The following is a 14,652-nucleotide window of genomic DNA, read 5'->3' on the forward strand; positions in this document are numbered from 1 at the left end:
TCCGGCAACGACTCGACCCGATACAACTCGGCAGCGATCCGACACACACTAATAGAGGCCCCAGTGCCCGCTCGCTTACAATCCGCCCAGCATCGTTTCAGCGTCGCCGACCCACGCGGCCGCCGTCAGCCCGCTCACGAGGACGAACGCGACCAGCGAGAGCCGTGGGATGGTCAACAAGCCGCTCAGCATCGGATACACGATCGACGAACAGCCGCCGCCGACCGAGCAGGTACCGCCGCTGCTCGGGAGTATCTGGATCGCGACGTGATAGGCCGCCACCACAAGGCCAACCCCCGAGAGCGGGAGCGCCGTTCGCGCGACCCCGGGGCGGCCTTCCAGCGTTGCCACGCCGATAACGACGACCAGCGGGTACATCAGAATCCGCTGGTACCAACAGAGATCACAGGGGACCAGCCCCAGTCCGAGGCTGAAATAGAGGCTCCCGACGGTCGCAATGCTCGCGACAGCGGTTGCCGCACCGAGGAGGGCGCGCGTGTTCGCCACCACGGATGGGGTAACGGAAGCCGGGTGCTTGAACGAACCGGTGTTTCAGTGTGACGGGCGGATGGACCGGAGTCTGTCACGCTGTTCGATAGAACCCATTCATTACGAATATCCGCCATCATAACCGCGGGAAGAAAGACTTATCACCGTTTCGTAACGGCAAATATCGTGAGGATAGTTATCAATGGGGATCAGCGAAACATACACACGCGGGCGCGAGTTCGCGATTACACGGCCCGGCTCTGTTCTTGTGGGACTCATCGGCGCCGTGCTGCTGTTCGACCTGCTCGTAAGCCTCGTGACCGGGGCGCAGTCACTGAGTGGCGTCGCGTCGCTCGTCTGGGATGGTCTGATGCGCGGCTTAGTGATCGGTCTCGCGGGCATCGGGCTCTCTATGACGTACAGCATTCTGAACTTCGCAAACTTCGCGCACGGTGATTACATCACCGCGGGCGCGTTCTCGGGGTGGGCAACGACCTATCTGGTCGCCGGACTGGGCCGCGCCGACGTTGGCGCACTGCTGCTCGTCGGTGCCGGCGGGTCAGTCTTCGGTGGCACACTCGGGATCAACGTCACCGGAGCGCCGCTGGCGATCGTCGCCGGCATCGTCGTCGCTGGCGTCGCGACCGTCCTTTTGGCGTTGCTCATAGACCGGACAGTGTTCAAGCCGATCCGCGATGCGGACGGGATCTCGCTGCTCATCACGAGCGTCGGCATCGCGTTCGCGCTCCGGTATCTGATACTCTTCGTCTTCGGTTCGAGCGTCCGCGGGACGACCAACCAGCCGCTGTCGATCCCGCTGTACTTCCTCGACGGGGTCGTCCGGGTGAGCGCCCACGACATCGCGCTCGCCGTCGTGGCCGGCGGACTGATGCTCGGGGTTCACTTCCTCCTGCAGCTGACGAAACTCGGGAAGGCGATGCGCGCGATGGCCGACAACGAGGACCTCGCCCAGATCACCGGCATCCCGACCGAACGCGTCGTCCGCGCGGTGTGGATTATCGGCGGCGGTCTGACTGGGATCGCGGGCTATATGTTTGTCCTCTGGAAGGGCACGCTCGGGTTCAACGACGGGTGGCTGCTCCTGCTGCTGATCTTTGCAGCGGTCATTCTCGGCGGCATCGGCTCGATCTACGGGGCGATCGTCGGCGGACTCGCAATCGGGTTGACGGCGTCGCTGTCGGTGATTTGGATCCCCTCGACGTTCTCTCGGGCGGCGGCGTTCTTCGTGATGATCGTGCTCCTGCTGGTGAAGCCTGAAGGAATCTTCTCCGGGAGGTCGACAGCATGAGCGTCCGTGAGGACATCTCCGCTCGAGTCCCGGGCGGCGATACCGGACTCATCTTGGCGTCGCTCGTCGTCATCTACATCACGTACGTTCTCGTCGGTATCGGCCTGGGATACTCCGCTCGCGGCCAACTCAACACGATTGCAGTCCTGACGTTCTACATCGCGGTCTTCGCGATGCTCGCGCTCGCGCTCAACCTCCACTGGGGGTACACCGGACTGTTCAATATCGGCATTGTGGGCTTTATGTCGGTCGGGATCTACGTAATGGCACTGGTGTCGAAGCCGCTGTACCAACCGGGCGGCGCGTCACAGGTCGGCGGTCTCGGTCTGCCCATCGTCGTCGGGATGCTCGCCGGGATGGTGGCTGCGGCGGTCCTGGGGCTGATCGTCGCCCTACCGGCGCTCCGGTTACGCGCGGACTATCTCGCTATCGTCACGATCGCGATGTCCGAAATCGTTCGGTTTTCGTTTCTCTCCGGCGAACTGGCGCAGTTTCAACTGTTCGGCGAACGAGTCGGGTTCGGCGGCGGGTCCGGGGTGATCCTCAACTACACCGACCCGCTGATGGCGTTCTTCGACTTCTTCGGCCTTGGAGATTCGTACTTGGGATTCGTGAGCGCGTTCGAGGTGATCATACCGAACAACCCCAAACCGGTCGTCGACGGCCTCGTCTACGGCGTGGTCCTTCTGATCTTCGTCGCCATCTACTACTGGTTGTTGAAGCGGACGGGGGAATCGCCGTTCGGTCGCGTCCTCAAGGCCATCAGAGAGGACGAAGACGTCGCGAACTCACTCGGGAAGAATACCAACCGCTTCAAGATCAAGGCGTTTATGCTCGGTTGCGCGCTGATGGGGCTCGCCGGAGTCCTCTGGTTTATGCGGAGCGGTGCGGTCACTCCCAACACCTTCCGACCGCGGCTCACGTTCTTCGTCTGGATCGCGCTCATCATCGGCGGTGCCGGCTCGAATACGGGGAGCGTCCTGGGCGGCGCGGTTTTCGCCGCGCTGCTGTATCAGGGCCCGCGATACCTGAAGAATCTCGTCGATACGGTCCTCCCGAACGCGAGCGCGCCGTCCGGATTCGGCCCGGCCATCGCGCCGCTTATCTCCAATCTCAACCCCGCGCCGCTACTGTTCTATACGATCGACAGCATCCGGCAGCTCCAGCTCGTGTTTATGGGTCTGGTCCTCGTCTGGTTGATGCACAACCGCCCCGAGGGGATGCTCGGGCACCGCAAGGAGACGGCGTCCGGGATCGCGCTGACGTCCTCCCGGGCCCGCGAGACGACCGCCGAGACCGACGGAGGTGAGACCGATGAGTGATGCGACTCCGGATACGAGCGAAGAGCTCGACGCGGAGGAGGTGTCGGATGCAGCCGGCGCACCCAGTTCGGTCGAAGCCGAACCGGGTGAACTGGATCTGGGGACGAGTGGCCCGAGCGTCGGCGAAGCGTACCCCCTGGAAGTCGACAACCTCCGGAAGACGTTCGGCGGGCTGACCGCCGTCGACGACGCCTCCTTCCGGGTCGAACGTGGGAGCCTAACCGGGCTCATCGGTCCAAACGGCGCGGGGAAGTCGACGACGTTCAACCTCATTACCGGTATGCTCCGGCCCGACGCCGGATCGGTGACGTTCGACGGCGAGGAGATCACCGGTGAGACGCCCCACGCGATCGCGAACCGTGGCCTCGTCCGGACGTTCCAGATCGCCCGCGAACTTCAGGAGATGACGGTCCTCGAGAATATGATGCTGGCGCCGAAGTTCCAGCGCGGCGAGACGCTGTGGCGCTCGGTCACGCCCGGGTTCCGCGGCAACGTGATCCAACAGGAGTCGGAACTGCTCGAACGGGTCTGGAACGTGCTCGAGTTCTTCGAGATCGACCACATCGCCGAGGAGTACGCCGGCAACCTCTCCGGCGGGCAGCGCAAGCTCCTCGAACTCGCTCGCGCGCTGCTCACCGATCCGGATATGTTGCTCTTAGACGAGCCGTTCGCGGGCGTCAACCCCTCGCTCGAACGTCGGCTCCTCGACCACATTCACGAACTCCGCGAGCAGGGCTACACGTTCCTGCTCGTCGAACACGATATGGACCTCATTATGGAGAACTGTGAGCGAGTGATCGTTCTCCATCAAGGGCGGGTCCTGACCGAGGGCACCCCCGACGAGATCCAGGCGAACGAAGAGGTTATCGAGGCCTACCTCGGAGGGAACGTATGAGCGCCGACGCCGACTCCGACATCGCTGCCGACAGCGCCAGCGTCAGCGGCGGTTCGGACGCCGCAGGGGTCTCTCAGCAGACCGTTCCGGACCGTGAATCCGACGCGCTGCTTCAGGTCCGCAGCCTCGACGCCGGGTACGGTGACCTCCAGATCCTCACCGACGTCGACCTTGACGTCGGCGACGGTGAGTACGTCACCATCGTCGGTCCGAACGGGGCCGGTAAGTCCACCGTGATGAAATCCGTCTTCGGACTCACCAACCTGATGGGTGGGACCATCACGTTCCAGGGAGCGGACATCACCGGACTTCGACCCGAAGACATCATCCACGAAGGAATCGGGTACGTCCCACAGAACAACAACATCTTTTCGTCGCTGACCGTCCGCGAGAACCTCGAAATGGGGGCATACATCCTCGACGAAGTGCCACAGGACGCTCTGGACGACGTGTTCAATCGCTTCCCGATTCTCGAGGAGCGAGAGTCGCAGAAGGCCGGAACGATGTCCGGCGGCCAGCGGCAGATGCTCGCGATGGGCCGGGCGCTGATGCTGGAACCCGAACTGCTTCTCTTGGACGAGCCATCCGCGGGGCTCGCCCCTGACCTCGTCGACGATATGTTCGACCGGATCGGCGGAATCAACGACGACGGAACGGCAATCCTGATGGTCGAGCAGAATGCCAAAGAGGCGCTCCGGCGGTGTGACCGCGGCTACGTCCTCGCGAACGGAAAGAATCGGTATATGGACCAGGGCGACGCGCTGCTGAACGACGAGCAGGTCCGCCAGGACTTCCTCGGCGGCTGATACTGCGACTCCGCTTCGTTAGGCTCGCCGTCGCTGAGGTGCGATGTCCGCCGATCGAACCGACCGCTCGGTCGATACGGAGAGTATCCTGCTGGTCTCACTCGTCGACCTGACGCCGTCGCTCTGAACCGTTGCACCGATCAAAAAAATAGTAACTCGGACCCTGACTCCCGCTCAGTTGTCGGGAGGTGAGAGGGCCGTTTCGAGCGCGGAGGTGTAGGACGACGCGCCTTTGTTGAAGCCGACCTTGTGGTAGACCTCGCCGCCGAACGTTTCGGCGAAGACCGTGCTGAACCGGTCAGACAGTTGCTGCCCGTAGTCGTTGTTGACGTATAGGGTCGAAACTGTACTGACTCCGAGACGTTCGGACATCACTTGCGCCATCACGCGACCCTGCAGTCGGTCGGAGGGCGCCGTCCGGAAGATGTAGTCGTTGTCGTCCAGATTCGTCACCGACAGCGCCGTCGAGGACGGCGAGCAGCCAACGACTTCGTTAGGGATGAACACCTGCTGGGAGACCGGGACGTTGACGCCGGAGGACGCCGACCCACAGACGCTGGGAACGCCAGCGCTGACGAGCGACTCCGCAGCGGAAGTACCGGCACTCGGTGAGGTCTGTGTGTCCTCGACCTGCGCGTTGACCGAGAGTCCAGCGGGGTTGGCGTTGTTGACCTGCATCGCGGGCAGTTGCGCCGCCTGGATCATCGGTCCGCCGACGGAGGCGAGCCCCCCGGTTTCGGGGAGCAGGATCCCCACACTCATCTCGCGGTCGGTGCCGCCGGGACCGCTGTCCGCGGCGGGACCTGCGCCCTTCGGGTTAGCTCCCTCGAAGTTCTGGACCTCGAGTTGGGAGGTACCGCCCTCGGCGAACTCCCAGATCGAGTACGCCGCCGTCGCCGGATCCCCGTTCTGGTCGAAGTTCGTCGCCGACGACGCCCCCTGGTAGTTCACGTCGTCACCGTTGGCGGCCGCTTCGACCCCCGCGACGAGGTTGTTCGGCGTGACGGTCATTCCGGTCGGATTCGCGATCCGACGCATCTGGTCACGGACCGCCGTGCCGTCGTTCTGGCCGGCCGCGGCGTTTGCGAGTAACTGGATCGCGACCGAATCGTACGACTGAGACGTGAAGACGCCCGGTTCGGAACCATACTGATCCTGGAAGAGCGTATTGAACGCTTCCTGGTTCGGCCCGCCTGCTGCGGGCGCGGTGCCAGTCACGTTCGACATCGAGTTGCCGACCTGTCCGGGGAGTGCCCCGTCGCGAAGCCCGTCCGGAACGAGAATCTCCTCGCTGCCGTCCGACATACTGTAGTAGTCGCGGAACAGTTGGATCCCGCTCTCGGGGTAGCCGATGACGACGAGGCCGGCCGGGCCATCGCCGCTGGCACCACCGGAGGCCGTGGTTGTCATATCGCCCGAGGTACCAGTGGACGTCTCGGTGCTTTCACCACCATTTCCAGAACTTCCGATACAACCGGCCAGTCCCGTCACTCCGAGTCCGCCTGCTGCACCAATGCCTTTGATAAAGTCACGCCGTACGATATCACGTGCCATATTGGCCGAAATGTGTCTCCCCCGTATAAATGTATCCGTCGCACTGCTGGACGGTCGTGTATATATACTGTTTGATCACGAGAGACTGGGGACCGCTGCGGAACGACGGCCTAATCACACCGGGGCTGGCACCACTTCTGCTCTAAGAGCCGGTGCCCCACCACGAGCGCACACGTGAGCGTCGAGCCTTCGACAGTCTCAAGCGCTCGCGCGCTCCCGAATCAACATATGACTATCCCCTCGTTCGTCATCGGAATCGCCGGCGGGACCGGCGCAGGCAAAACGACGGTGGCCCGCCTCGTCACCGAGGGTGTCGGTAACGCGGTCACGCGGATTCCGCTGGACAACTACTACGAGGACCTGAGTCACCTGGCGTTCGAGGAGCGCGAACAGGTCAACTACGACCACCCCTCGGCGTTCGAGTGGGAACTCCTCAGAACGCAACTCTCGACGCTCCTGGAGGGCCAACCGATCGAGATGCCCGTCTACGACTTCGAGCGGCACAACCGGAGCGACCGACCAGAGTGCGTCGAACCCACGGACGTCATCGTTCTGGAGGGTATTCTCGCGCTCTACGACGAGGAGGTCAACGAGATGATGGATCTGCGGCTCTACGTCGAAACCGACGCCGACGTCCGCATCCTGCGGCGCATCCAGCGCGACGTGATCGAACGCGGTCGGGATCTCGAAGGCGTCATCGAACAGTACCTCTCGACGGTGAAGCCGATGCACGAGCAGTTCGTCGAACCGACGAAGAAGCACGCCGATCTCATCGTCCCGGAGGGAGCCAACAACGTGGCGGTGAGTCTCCTCGAAGAGAAGATCCGCGCCGAGATCGAGGGATCGTCCGCACGAACCTGGGAGCGCGAATCGACGGACAGTTCGGTTGTGGACCAGTTGTCGGTCGACACCGACGAGTGATGACACCCGCCGTTGCGCATCTATATATCCCTCAGGAGTACACTTAGCGAGTTACTTGTACGACTCTCGAAAACCCTCAGATGACGCGAGTGGGAAACGGCCCGCGGGATGAGCTCCGCCGGACGTCGCTCGCGTCTCTTCGTGAGCCGGTCGGTCGGAGGTTCCCCCCGCCCCACGACCGACCGCCACTTCTCGCCTCCAGCCGATTCGCGTCGAGTTCCAACGAAACGACACCGTCGATAGCGCCACGTTCAAACCGGCGCGAGTCGAGTCGCAGATATGGCTGATCTCGGCAAGGTCGATCGCGACTTCCTCGATCAGTACGTCTTTCCGCGACTGGGTCGCGACCGCGACGACGTCGCGATCGGTCCCACGCACGGCGTCGACTTCGGACTCATCGACCTCGACGGCACGGCTGTCGCGATCGCGACCGATCCGGTCTCGGTCATCCCGGACCTGGGCTTCGAGCGCGCCGGCCGGTTCGCCCTCGATTTCGTCCTCGCCGACGTCGCTGTCTCGGGTCTCACCCCGTCGCATCTGGCGATTTCGTTCACGCTACCTCCGGAGTTCACAGACGAGGAATTCGCGACGCTCTGGGGGACGATCCACTCTGAGGCGGACGACCTCGGAATTTCGATTGTGACGGGCCACACCGCTCGCTACGCGGAGTGTTCGTTCCCGTGGATCGGCGGTGCGACCGCGCTCGCGGTTGGTCCGCGAGACGACGTGATCCGCCCCGACGGGGCGCGGATCGGCGACGACGTCCTCGTCACGAAGGGCCCGGCCGTGGAGACGACTGGGCTCCTCACAACGCTCTTCCCCGACCAGTTCGACTTCGACGCCGACACGCTCGCCGCCGCGCAGGCGCGCCTGGACGAGGCCGCCTGCGTCCGCGAGGCGATGACGGCGGCCGCAGTCGGCGGGGTCACCGCGATGCACGACGCGACGGAGTGTGGCCTCTTCGGGGCGTTCGTCGAGGTGGCAACCGGGGCCGGCGTCCGTCTAGACCTCCAAACCGGGGAGATTCCCGTCCGCCCGGGCGTCAGCCGGACGTGCGAAGTGCTCGGCATCGACCCCTGGACGGCGACGACCGGTGGCACCCTGGTGCTCGCCGTCGATCCCGATCAGACCTCGGCCGTCGTCGACGCGCTGGAAGCCGAGGGAGTCCCCGTTGGCGTCGCTGGAACGGTGCAGTCGCCGGCCAAAGCGGATGAACGTGGGACCGTCGTCGTCGACGGGGAGCCGATCGACCACCCCGACGTCGATCCTTCCTGGGCCGCTTACGAGGAACTCGCGCGGGCGAGCGAGGCGTAGTCGGTTCAGTCGATCCGCTCGGCGTACTCGTAGTCGAGTTCGTCGGCGTCGGGCCGCTCACCGTCGATTTCGATCCGCCAGTCGTTGAGAGCGGTTGGATCGGCCAACGCGGCGTCGAGCGTCGATCTGACCTCCGCGACGTCGACGCCGTAGTAGTCGTCGGGGACGCCGCGGAGATACTGCAACGCGGTCCGAAACAGCGAGCGCATCCCGTCGTCGTTCCCGAAGTCGACGTGTTTGTACGCGCCCGCAGCCACCTGGACCATCCCGTGGAGGAACGCGCTCTCGGTCGTCCCCGAACCGTAGTTGTACCACTCGTGCTCGAAGCAGTCGTGAGATTCGTGGTAGGCTTTCGAGTTATAGAGCCTGACGCCGTGAACCGTCGCTCGGCGGAGCGTTCCGTGCTCCCACCCGTTCGAGGCGAGGCGCTCTGGATCCCAGCCCGTCGGTGAGCCGAACGTCGGGGGGCCGACAGTGTCGTCACGGGTGTGGTCGGTCACGCGTGACTCTTCGCGGTCCACAAACAAAGAGATTTGACTCTCCGCCTCCTGTCAGGACGTGATGCGAATCTACGAACTCGGGGAGGGGACACCCGAGGTCGCTGTCGTCGGATCGATCCACGGAGACGAGCCCTGCGGTGAGCGCGCGATCGAACGCTTCCGCGCCGAGAATCCGAGCGTCGAGCGACCAGTGAAACTGGTGATCGCGAACGAAGAGGCGCTCGAAGCGGGCGTCCGCTACCTCGATACGGATCTCAACCGGTCGTTCCCGGGCGATCCGAGCGCCGACACGCACGAAGGACGACTCGCGTACAATCTCGCCCGCGAACTCCGCGGAAAGACTGTGCTCTCGCTCCACTCGACGCAGTCGTACGCCGAACCGTTCGCGCTCATTGAGGAGGTCGACGCCATCGCTCGATCCGTTTGCCCGTATCTGCCGATCGAGTACCTCGTCGAGACGGGACCGTTCGCCGTGGGCCGACTCATCGATCATCCCCACACTGTGGAAGTCGAGTGCGGCCTCCAGCGCAGCGACGAGGCGGCGGCCAACGCCTACTGGATCGTTCGCGCGTTCCTCTCTGCGACGGGCGTCCTCCCCGCGCCGATCGAGGGCGACGTCGAACCGCCGCTGTCGCTGCACCGCCGCGATGGGGACGAAGTGACGGTCTTCCGCCTGCTGGATCAGATCCCGAAGGGGCCCGCCGAGGACTACCGCGTCTTCGTCGACAACTTCCAGCGGGTCGCACCCGGTGACCCCGTCGCCGCCGCCGACGGTGAGGCGTTCAACGCCGAGAGCGAGTTCTATCCTGTGCTGCTCTCTGCGAACGGCTACGAGGACGTGTACGGGTACGCGGCCGACCGACTCGGAACGCTCGCGTGAGGCCTTACTCCGTCGACTCCGGCGGTGCGAGTTCCACGAGCGTCAGCTCCCGGTCCAGATAACAGAATTCGTGCGGCGGGTCGCCCTGCACGTCGTCGATCCGGTACTCCGAGTCGAAGTCGACACCGTCCGGGACGCAGTACTGGTGGCTCGGACACTCCGTGTGCGGACAGGGGCCGGGAAGCGACACTTTACTGCCGGCGTATGCACCCTTCGAGGCCACGTTTGCGGCGATCGAGGCGGGCTCGACCTCCACCGCGCGAACGCCCGTGTCGTGAACGGCGCAGTCGAGTAACTGGCCGCTCTCTCGGACCTCGGTCACCTCGTAGCGAACGCCCTCGGTGAGATTGAGGCACTGCTGGCGGTACGGACAGCCCTCACACGCCGCGGACTCGCCCTCGTAGACGAACTCGGTCCCCGTGGACGCAAGCCGGTCTCCGATGAGCGTGACTTTGGGCATCTACAGCTATGTATTCGGCGCGCGCTGTTAAGCCTGTGTGTGCTATAGCAGCGGTTGCACCCGATTGCACAGCCGATCGAACGTAGTCGTGCGGAGTAGTGAGCAAAGCGTTGCAATCGCGCCTATCGGTCTGTTGTGGCGACCAGTCGGCACTCTTCCGGGCGGCCCGCGCCGGTGTGCCGAACGACTGCAGTACGGCGCGGGGCGAATGTCACGTCACATCACTGCTGGTCCCAGGTTCGTATATAAACTTACGTCCGGCGCGGGGGCTCTCGACTCAGATCTGTCTGGCGCCGGTGCCAGTGCGTCCGTCCGCGGCGAGTTCGTCGAGACAGATCTCGCTTCCCGTCGTCGGGACGCCGGCGAACTCGTCGGCTTCCAGCAGGAGTGCCCCGTCGAGGTCCGCGTAATCGACCAGCGGCGCGAGGTGACAGGCCGCGGCGATGGACGCGTTCGTCTCGATCATACACCCGAGCATCACCTCCAGCCCGTGCGCTCGGGCGGCGTGGATCATCTGCGTCGCCTCCCGCAGGCTCCCGCACTTCATCAGTTTCAGATTCACGATGTCGACGCGGTCCGCGACAGCGGGCACGTCCGGGAGCCGCACGCAGGACTCGTCGGCCGCAATCGGAAGCGCGGCGCGGCCGTAGACGAACTGGAGACCTTCGGGGTCGTCCGCTGGGACGGGTTGCTCGACGAACTCGACGTCCTGTGCCACCAGTTCGCCGATGGTCTCGACGGCTTCCCGCGGCGTCCACGCCTCGTTGGCGTCGACCCTAAGTCGGGCCTCGGGGGCTGCCTCGCGAACGGCGGCGACGATCTCGGCGTCCCGTTCCGTTCCGAGTTTCACTTTCAACACGTCGTAGCCCGCCGCCACCGCCTCTTGGGTCTTCTCGCGCATCCGCTCAGTGTCGTCGAGTCCGATCGTGTACGACGTTTTCGGCGTGCGGGCCGAGTCGAGTCCCCACTGGCGGTACAGCGGGACCCCCAGACGCGTGGCTGCGAGATCAGCGAGTGCGACGTCGACGGCGGCGTGCGCCGCAGGATTATCGCCGACGACGGCACGGCACGCCCGTTCGATCCGCTGGCTCGCGTGCGGGTCGCCGACGGACTCGACCACCTCCAGCAGGTCGGGAAGGACGGCTTCGACCGTCTCGACCGTCTCGCCGTAGTGCGTCGCTGGCGCGGCGGCCCCGACGCCCGTTCGCCCCTCCCCGTCGGTGATCCTGACGACGACGTTCTCCGCGTCGGTCTGTGTCCCGCGAGCGATGGTGAACTCGTCTGCGAGCGGAAGTGTAACCCGCTCGAAATTTGTGGTGAGCGTTGGCATATTTAGTACTCATCGTCGAGGATCGGATCCAGGACCGCGTCGGCGTCGAATCTGACGGGGTCGGTCGCGGGGGCCGCCAGCGCGTCGGTGTACTCCTCGACGGCGGCCCGGGCCGACTTGTCGCTTTCGACGGCCGAGGTGTTCAGTGCGCCCGCGACGACCTCGCTCCCGTGGACCGGCGCGGCCAGTTGCTCGTAGAGGGTGACATACTCTTCGATCGGGGGAAGATCGAACGATTCGTAGCCGTGGATGGCCTCTCGTCCCGCGGTGTGACAGAGTACCATCGCGTCCGGCATCGCGCCGTGGAGGATCCCGCAGGTGACAGCCGAGTACGCCGGGTGAACGATGCTCCCCTGGCCCTCGACGAACAGGACGTCGTATTCGTCGCCGACGGCGACGAGCATCTCCTCGACCGCGCCGGCGGTGAAATCGGCGATGACCCGGTCGATCGGATTCCCCCAGCCGGCGATCATAATCCCCGTCTGTCCTGTGGGAACGAAGCCGGCGTCAACGCCGCGTTCGCGGGCGGCCTCGAGCAGCTCGAGCGCAACGGTCATCTTTCCGACCGAACAGTCCGTGCCGACCGTCAGGACCACTTCGGCGTCGACGTCGGCGCTCGCACCCGAGGCGACCGTCAGATCCGCCGGCGGCTCCCGCACGTCTCTCAGGTCCACGTTGTGTTCGGCCGCGAGCGCGGCGAACTCCGGGTCCGCTGTGAGGAAGGAGTGGAGTCCTGCGACGACGTCGCACCCGCGCTCGATTGCGGTCCGGACGTCCGGCCGCCAGGAGTCGTCGAAGTCGCCGCCGATGGGCGAGATCCCGATCAACAGCGTATCGGCTGCGGGAGCGTCGGCCATCGACTCGACAATCGGGACCGCCGGCAGATCCGCGCGGTGCTCGGTCGTCGTGGTGCCGGCGTGGTCGCGGTCGAGGACAGCGACGACGTCGTAGTCGGCGTACTTGAGAACGCCTGTCGCCGTCTTCGCGCGTTCGGGGAACTTCTCGTGAGCGAGGACGACGACCCGTTCGTCGCCTTGTGCGTCTGCAGTCATACTCGGGTTGAGGACGACCGGTGTGTTAACTGTCGTGATCCGACCGCCGTCGGGGCACTCATCGGCGCTTCACCGCCATCGCTCACAGCAGCGACAGCCGGACTGTCCAGAACTCTCGGATGGCGTCGCGGAGCGCACTATCCGGGTCGCCGGTGGCGTCGACCGCGGCTGTCCGATCCGCGAGATCGGTAAACCGACCGAGAACGGTCTCCTCACCGAGGACGATCACGCTTGCGTCGGGTCTCGGAGCGACCCCGGATTCGGCCGGGTCGGCGTCAAGATGCGCCTTCAGCACGTCTCGCGCCCGGTCGAGGTGGTCGTCGACCTGCTGGTCGCGCCGTCGCTCGAAGCGGGCCTGTGAGAAGCCGCCCTTCGAGTGCGCGCCCATTACGTCGGACTCGACGTCGTCGACGAGTGTGATTTCGCTTCCGTCGTAGATCCCGAGCGCGAACAGATCAGAGCGCACTAGCGCGACCCACACGGGCGCGATGGGAACGAACCACGACGGGTCGAGGCGGAAGGACTCGCCCCACTCCGCGAACGGAGCCGGCGGCGTGGGGGGCGTCAGTGCCGCGGCGACGAGGCCGGCGTCGTCGACACAGACCAGGCACGGCGCGGCCCGCCGGACGAGCGCCGACCGCTGACCGAGTTCCTCGACGAGCGATCCGGGGACCGACTCCGTGACCATCGCCGTCAGCGCACCCTCGGGCCCGGTCTCGACGGATCGGAGGCGGTCGAGAACCTCGTCACGACGGGGCCCGCTGACTGCTTCGGTGCGGCGGAACGAGACCTCCGTCTCGTCCTCGGCCGAGAGTCGCTCGACGCGCTCTTCGAGTCCCTCGATCCGGTCTTCCAGCCGGTTCACCTCGGCCTCGGCCTCCTGACGCTTCTTGGCCGCCTCCGAGCGGCGCTCTTCTTCTGCCTCTGCGCGCCGCTCCAGGTGGCGCTTCTCCTCCTCCAGTTCCTCGATCCGGGCTTTGAGTTCCGCCCGGCCGAGCAACTCGTCAAGCATACCCTGACGGGCGGCCGCGGGGCACTTATCGGTTGCCGTCGGTGTGGCGGGTTTCGTGGATGCGCGGTCACTATTTCGGCGCGCCGTGGCCGTCGGTCGCTCTCGCCAGTCGGCTCCGGTACCACTTTCAGACACGTGGTCTAATCCGGAGGCGATGGAATCATTCGGGAAGGCGGTCCGGGCACGTGCCCGGGCAGTCGACGTGCTGCTCGTCGCGGCTGTCCCGGTTGCGCTCGTGGCTCTGTTCGCTCTCCCGCGGCCGATCCGGCAGTCGTTCGCGCTCTCGTATGCGGAGCCGACCATCGTCGACGCCTACGTCTCGAACTTCGTCCACCTCTCTCTCGAACACTTCCTGACGAACCTCCTGGTCTATCTCGTTCTGGCACCGACTGCGTATCTCTGCTACCTCCTCGCGGACGAAGCCGACCGGTTCCGCATCGCCTTCGTCGTATTCCTTGCTGTGCTTCCGTTCGTGCTGTCGAGCCTCAATGCCATCGTCCTCCGACCGCTCGTCGGCTACGGATTCTCCGGGGTGAATATGGCATTTCTGGGGCTGTTGCCGCTTGCGCTCGTGGACTACGCCAGCGTGCGGTTCGAGCCGAACTTCACGATCGATCACGCCCTGACGCTGTTCTTTTCGGGGTCGATCCTCATTGCGGTGCTCATCGTCCCCTCTCGCCTCCTTGGTATCGCCGCCGTCTCGATTGCGATGTTGGGGCTCGCTATCTATGGGTACGAGATCACCCGCGCGACATCGCTCTCGCGTCTCCGGCTCGCACACACCGAGACGCCGCCGGGGTACGGTGAA

Annotated in this window: 15 protein-coding genes; 8 read left to right on the forward strand and 7 right to left on the reverse strand. The window is 64.9% G+C overall.

Translation table 11 applies throughout. From position 1 onward, the window contains the following. Positions 1-75 precede the first annotated feature (75 nt). Positions 76-510 carry a disulfide bond formation protein B gene (locus ABEI27_RS04305; protein WP_375798178.1) on the reverse strand — a complete coding sequence of 145 codons (435 nt, stop codon included), beginning with the start codon at positions 508-510 and terminating at the stop codon, positions 76-78. Between the two features lie 349 nt (positions 511-859). On the opposite strand from ABEI27_RS04305, the gene ABEI27_RS04310 reads away from it, so the two are divergent. From ABEI27_RS04310 to ABEI27_RS04325, 4 genes are read left to right on the forward strand one after another with little or no spacing between them, the layout of a single operon-like run. Beyond that, on the forward strand, positions 860-1,798 hold the full coding sequence (locus ABEI27_RS04310; RefSeq protein WP_375798193.1) for a branched-chain amino acid ABC transporter permease: 939 nt from the start codon (positions 860-862) through the stop codon (positions 1,796-1,798). After that, positions 1,795-3,120, forward strand: a complete 1,326-nt coding sequence (locus ABEI27_RS04315; RefSeq protein WP_375798179.1) for a branched-chain amino acid ABC transporter permease — start codon at positions 1,795-1,797, stop codon at positions 3,118-3,120. The genes ABEI27_RS04310 and ABEI27_RS04315 overlap by 4 nt, the downstream gene beginning before the upstream one ends. After that, on the forward strand, positions 3,113-4,015 hold the full coding sequence (locus tag ABEI27_RS04320) for an ABC transporter ATP-binding protein (protein WP_375798180.1): 903 nt from the start codon (positions 3,113-3,115) through the stop codon (positions 4,013-4,015). Before ABEI27_RS04315 ends, ABEI27_RS04320 begins: the two co-directional genes overlap by 8 nt. Beyond that, positions 4,012-4,821 carry an ABC transporter ATP-binding protein gene (locus ABEI27_RS04325; protein WP_375798181.1) on the forward strand — a complete coding sequence of 270 codons (810 nt, stop codon included), beginning with the start codon at positions 4,012-4,014 and terminating at the stop codon, positions 4,819-4,821. The genes ABEI27_RS04320 and ABEI27_RS04325 overlap by 4 nt, the downstream gene beginning before the upstream one ends. A 174-nt stretch (positions 4,822-4,995) precedes the next feature. On the opposite strand, the gene ABEI27_RS04330 is transcribed toward ABEI27_RS04325, so the two are convergent. After that, a complete protein-coding gene (locus tag ABEI27_RS04330; RefSeq protein ID WP_375798182.1) occupies positions 4,996-6,375 on the reverse strand; it encodes an ABC transporter substrate-binding protein in 1,380 nt (459 codons plus the stop codon). 228 nt (positions 6,376-6,603) lie between these two features. Between ABEI27_RS04330 and udk the strand changes: the two genes are divergently transcribed. After that, positions 6,604-7,296, forward strand: coding sequence for a uridine kinase (udk, locus tag ABEI27_RS04335; RefSeq protein ID WP_375798183.1), 693 nt, complete (start codon positions 6,604-6,606; stop codon positions 7,294-7,296). Between the two features lie 279 nt (positions 7,297-7,575). Then, a complete protein-coding gene (locus ABEI27_RS04340) occupies positions 7,576-8,610 on the forward strand; it encodes an AIR synthase family protein (RefSeq protein WP_375798184.1) in 1,035 nt (344 codons plus the stop codon). Positions 8,611-8,615: 5 nt separating this feature from the next. Here the strand turns inward: ABEI27_RS04340 and ABEI27_RS04345 are convergent, their stop codons facing one another. Then, a complete protein-coding gene (locus tag ABEI27_RS04345) occupies positions 8,616-9,110 on the reverse strand; it encodes a DUF309 domain-containing protein (RefSeq protein WP_375798185.1) in 495 nt (164 codons plus the stop codon). 61 nt (positions 9,111-9,171) lie between these two features. Between ABEI27_RS04345 and ABEI27_RS04350 the strand changes: the two genes are divergently transcribed. Continuing rightward, positions 9,172-9,990 carry a succinylglutamate desuccinylase/aspartoacylase family protein gene (locus tag ABEI27_RS04350; protein ID WP_375798186.1) on the forward strand — a complete coding sequence of 273 codons (819 nt, stop codon included), beginning with the start codon at positions 9,172-9,174 and terminating at the stop codon, positions 9,988-9,990. 4 nt (positions 9,991-9,994) lie between these two features. On the opposite strand, the gene ABEI27_RS04355 is transcribed toward ABEI27_RS04350, so the two are convergent. The 4 genes from ABEI27_RS04355 to ABEI27_RS04370 form a co-directional block, all read right to left on the reverse strand. Beyond that, complete coding sequence (locus ABEI27_RS04355; protein ID WP_375798187.1) at positions 9,995-10,450, reverse strand: UPF0179 family protein; 456 nt, start codon at positions 10,448-10,450, stop codon at positions 9,995-9,997. A 277-nt stretch (positions 10,451-10,727) separates the two neighbouring features. Beyond that, positions 10,728-11,780: a dipeptide epimerase gene (locus tag ABEI27_RS04360; protein ID WP_375798188.1), complete on the reverse strand. Its 1,053-nt coding sequence runs from the start codon at positions 11,778-11,780 to the stop codon at positions 10,728-10,730. A 2-nt stretch (positions 11,781-11,782) separates the two neighbouring features. Then, a complete protein-coding gene (locus tag ABEI27_RS04365; RefSeq protein WP_375798189.1) occupies positions 11,783-12,832 on the reverse strand; it encodes a DUF1611 domain-containing protein in 1,050 nt (349 codons plus the stop codon). Between the two features lie 82 nt (positions 12,833-12,914). Then, positions 12,915-13,844, reverse strand: a complete 930-nt coding sequence (locus ABEI27_RS04370) for a Vms1/Ankzf1 family peptidyl-tRNA hydrolase (RefSeq protein WP_375798190.1) — start codon at positions 13,842-13,844, stop codon at positions 12,915-12,917. Positions 13,845-13,998: 154 nt separating this feature from the next. Between ABEI27_RS04370 and ABEI27_RS04375 the strand changes: the two genes are divergently transcribed. After that, positions 13,999-14,652: hypothetical protein (locus ABEI27_RS04375; protein WP_375798191.1), on the forward strand; the 654-nt coding region annotated here is incomplete at its 3' end.

The organism is Halobellus sp. (assembly GCF_042218505.1).
In the GTDB taxonomy this organism is placed as follows: domain Archaea; phylum Halobacteriota; class Halobacteria; order Halobacteriales; family Haloferacaceae; genus Haloquadratum.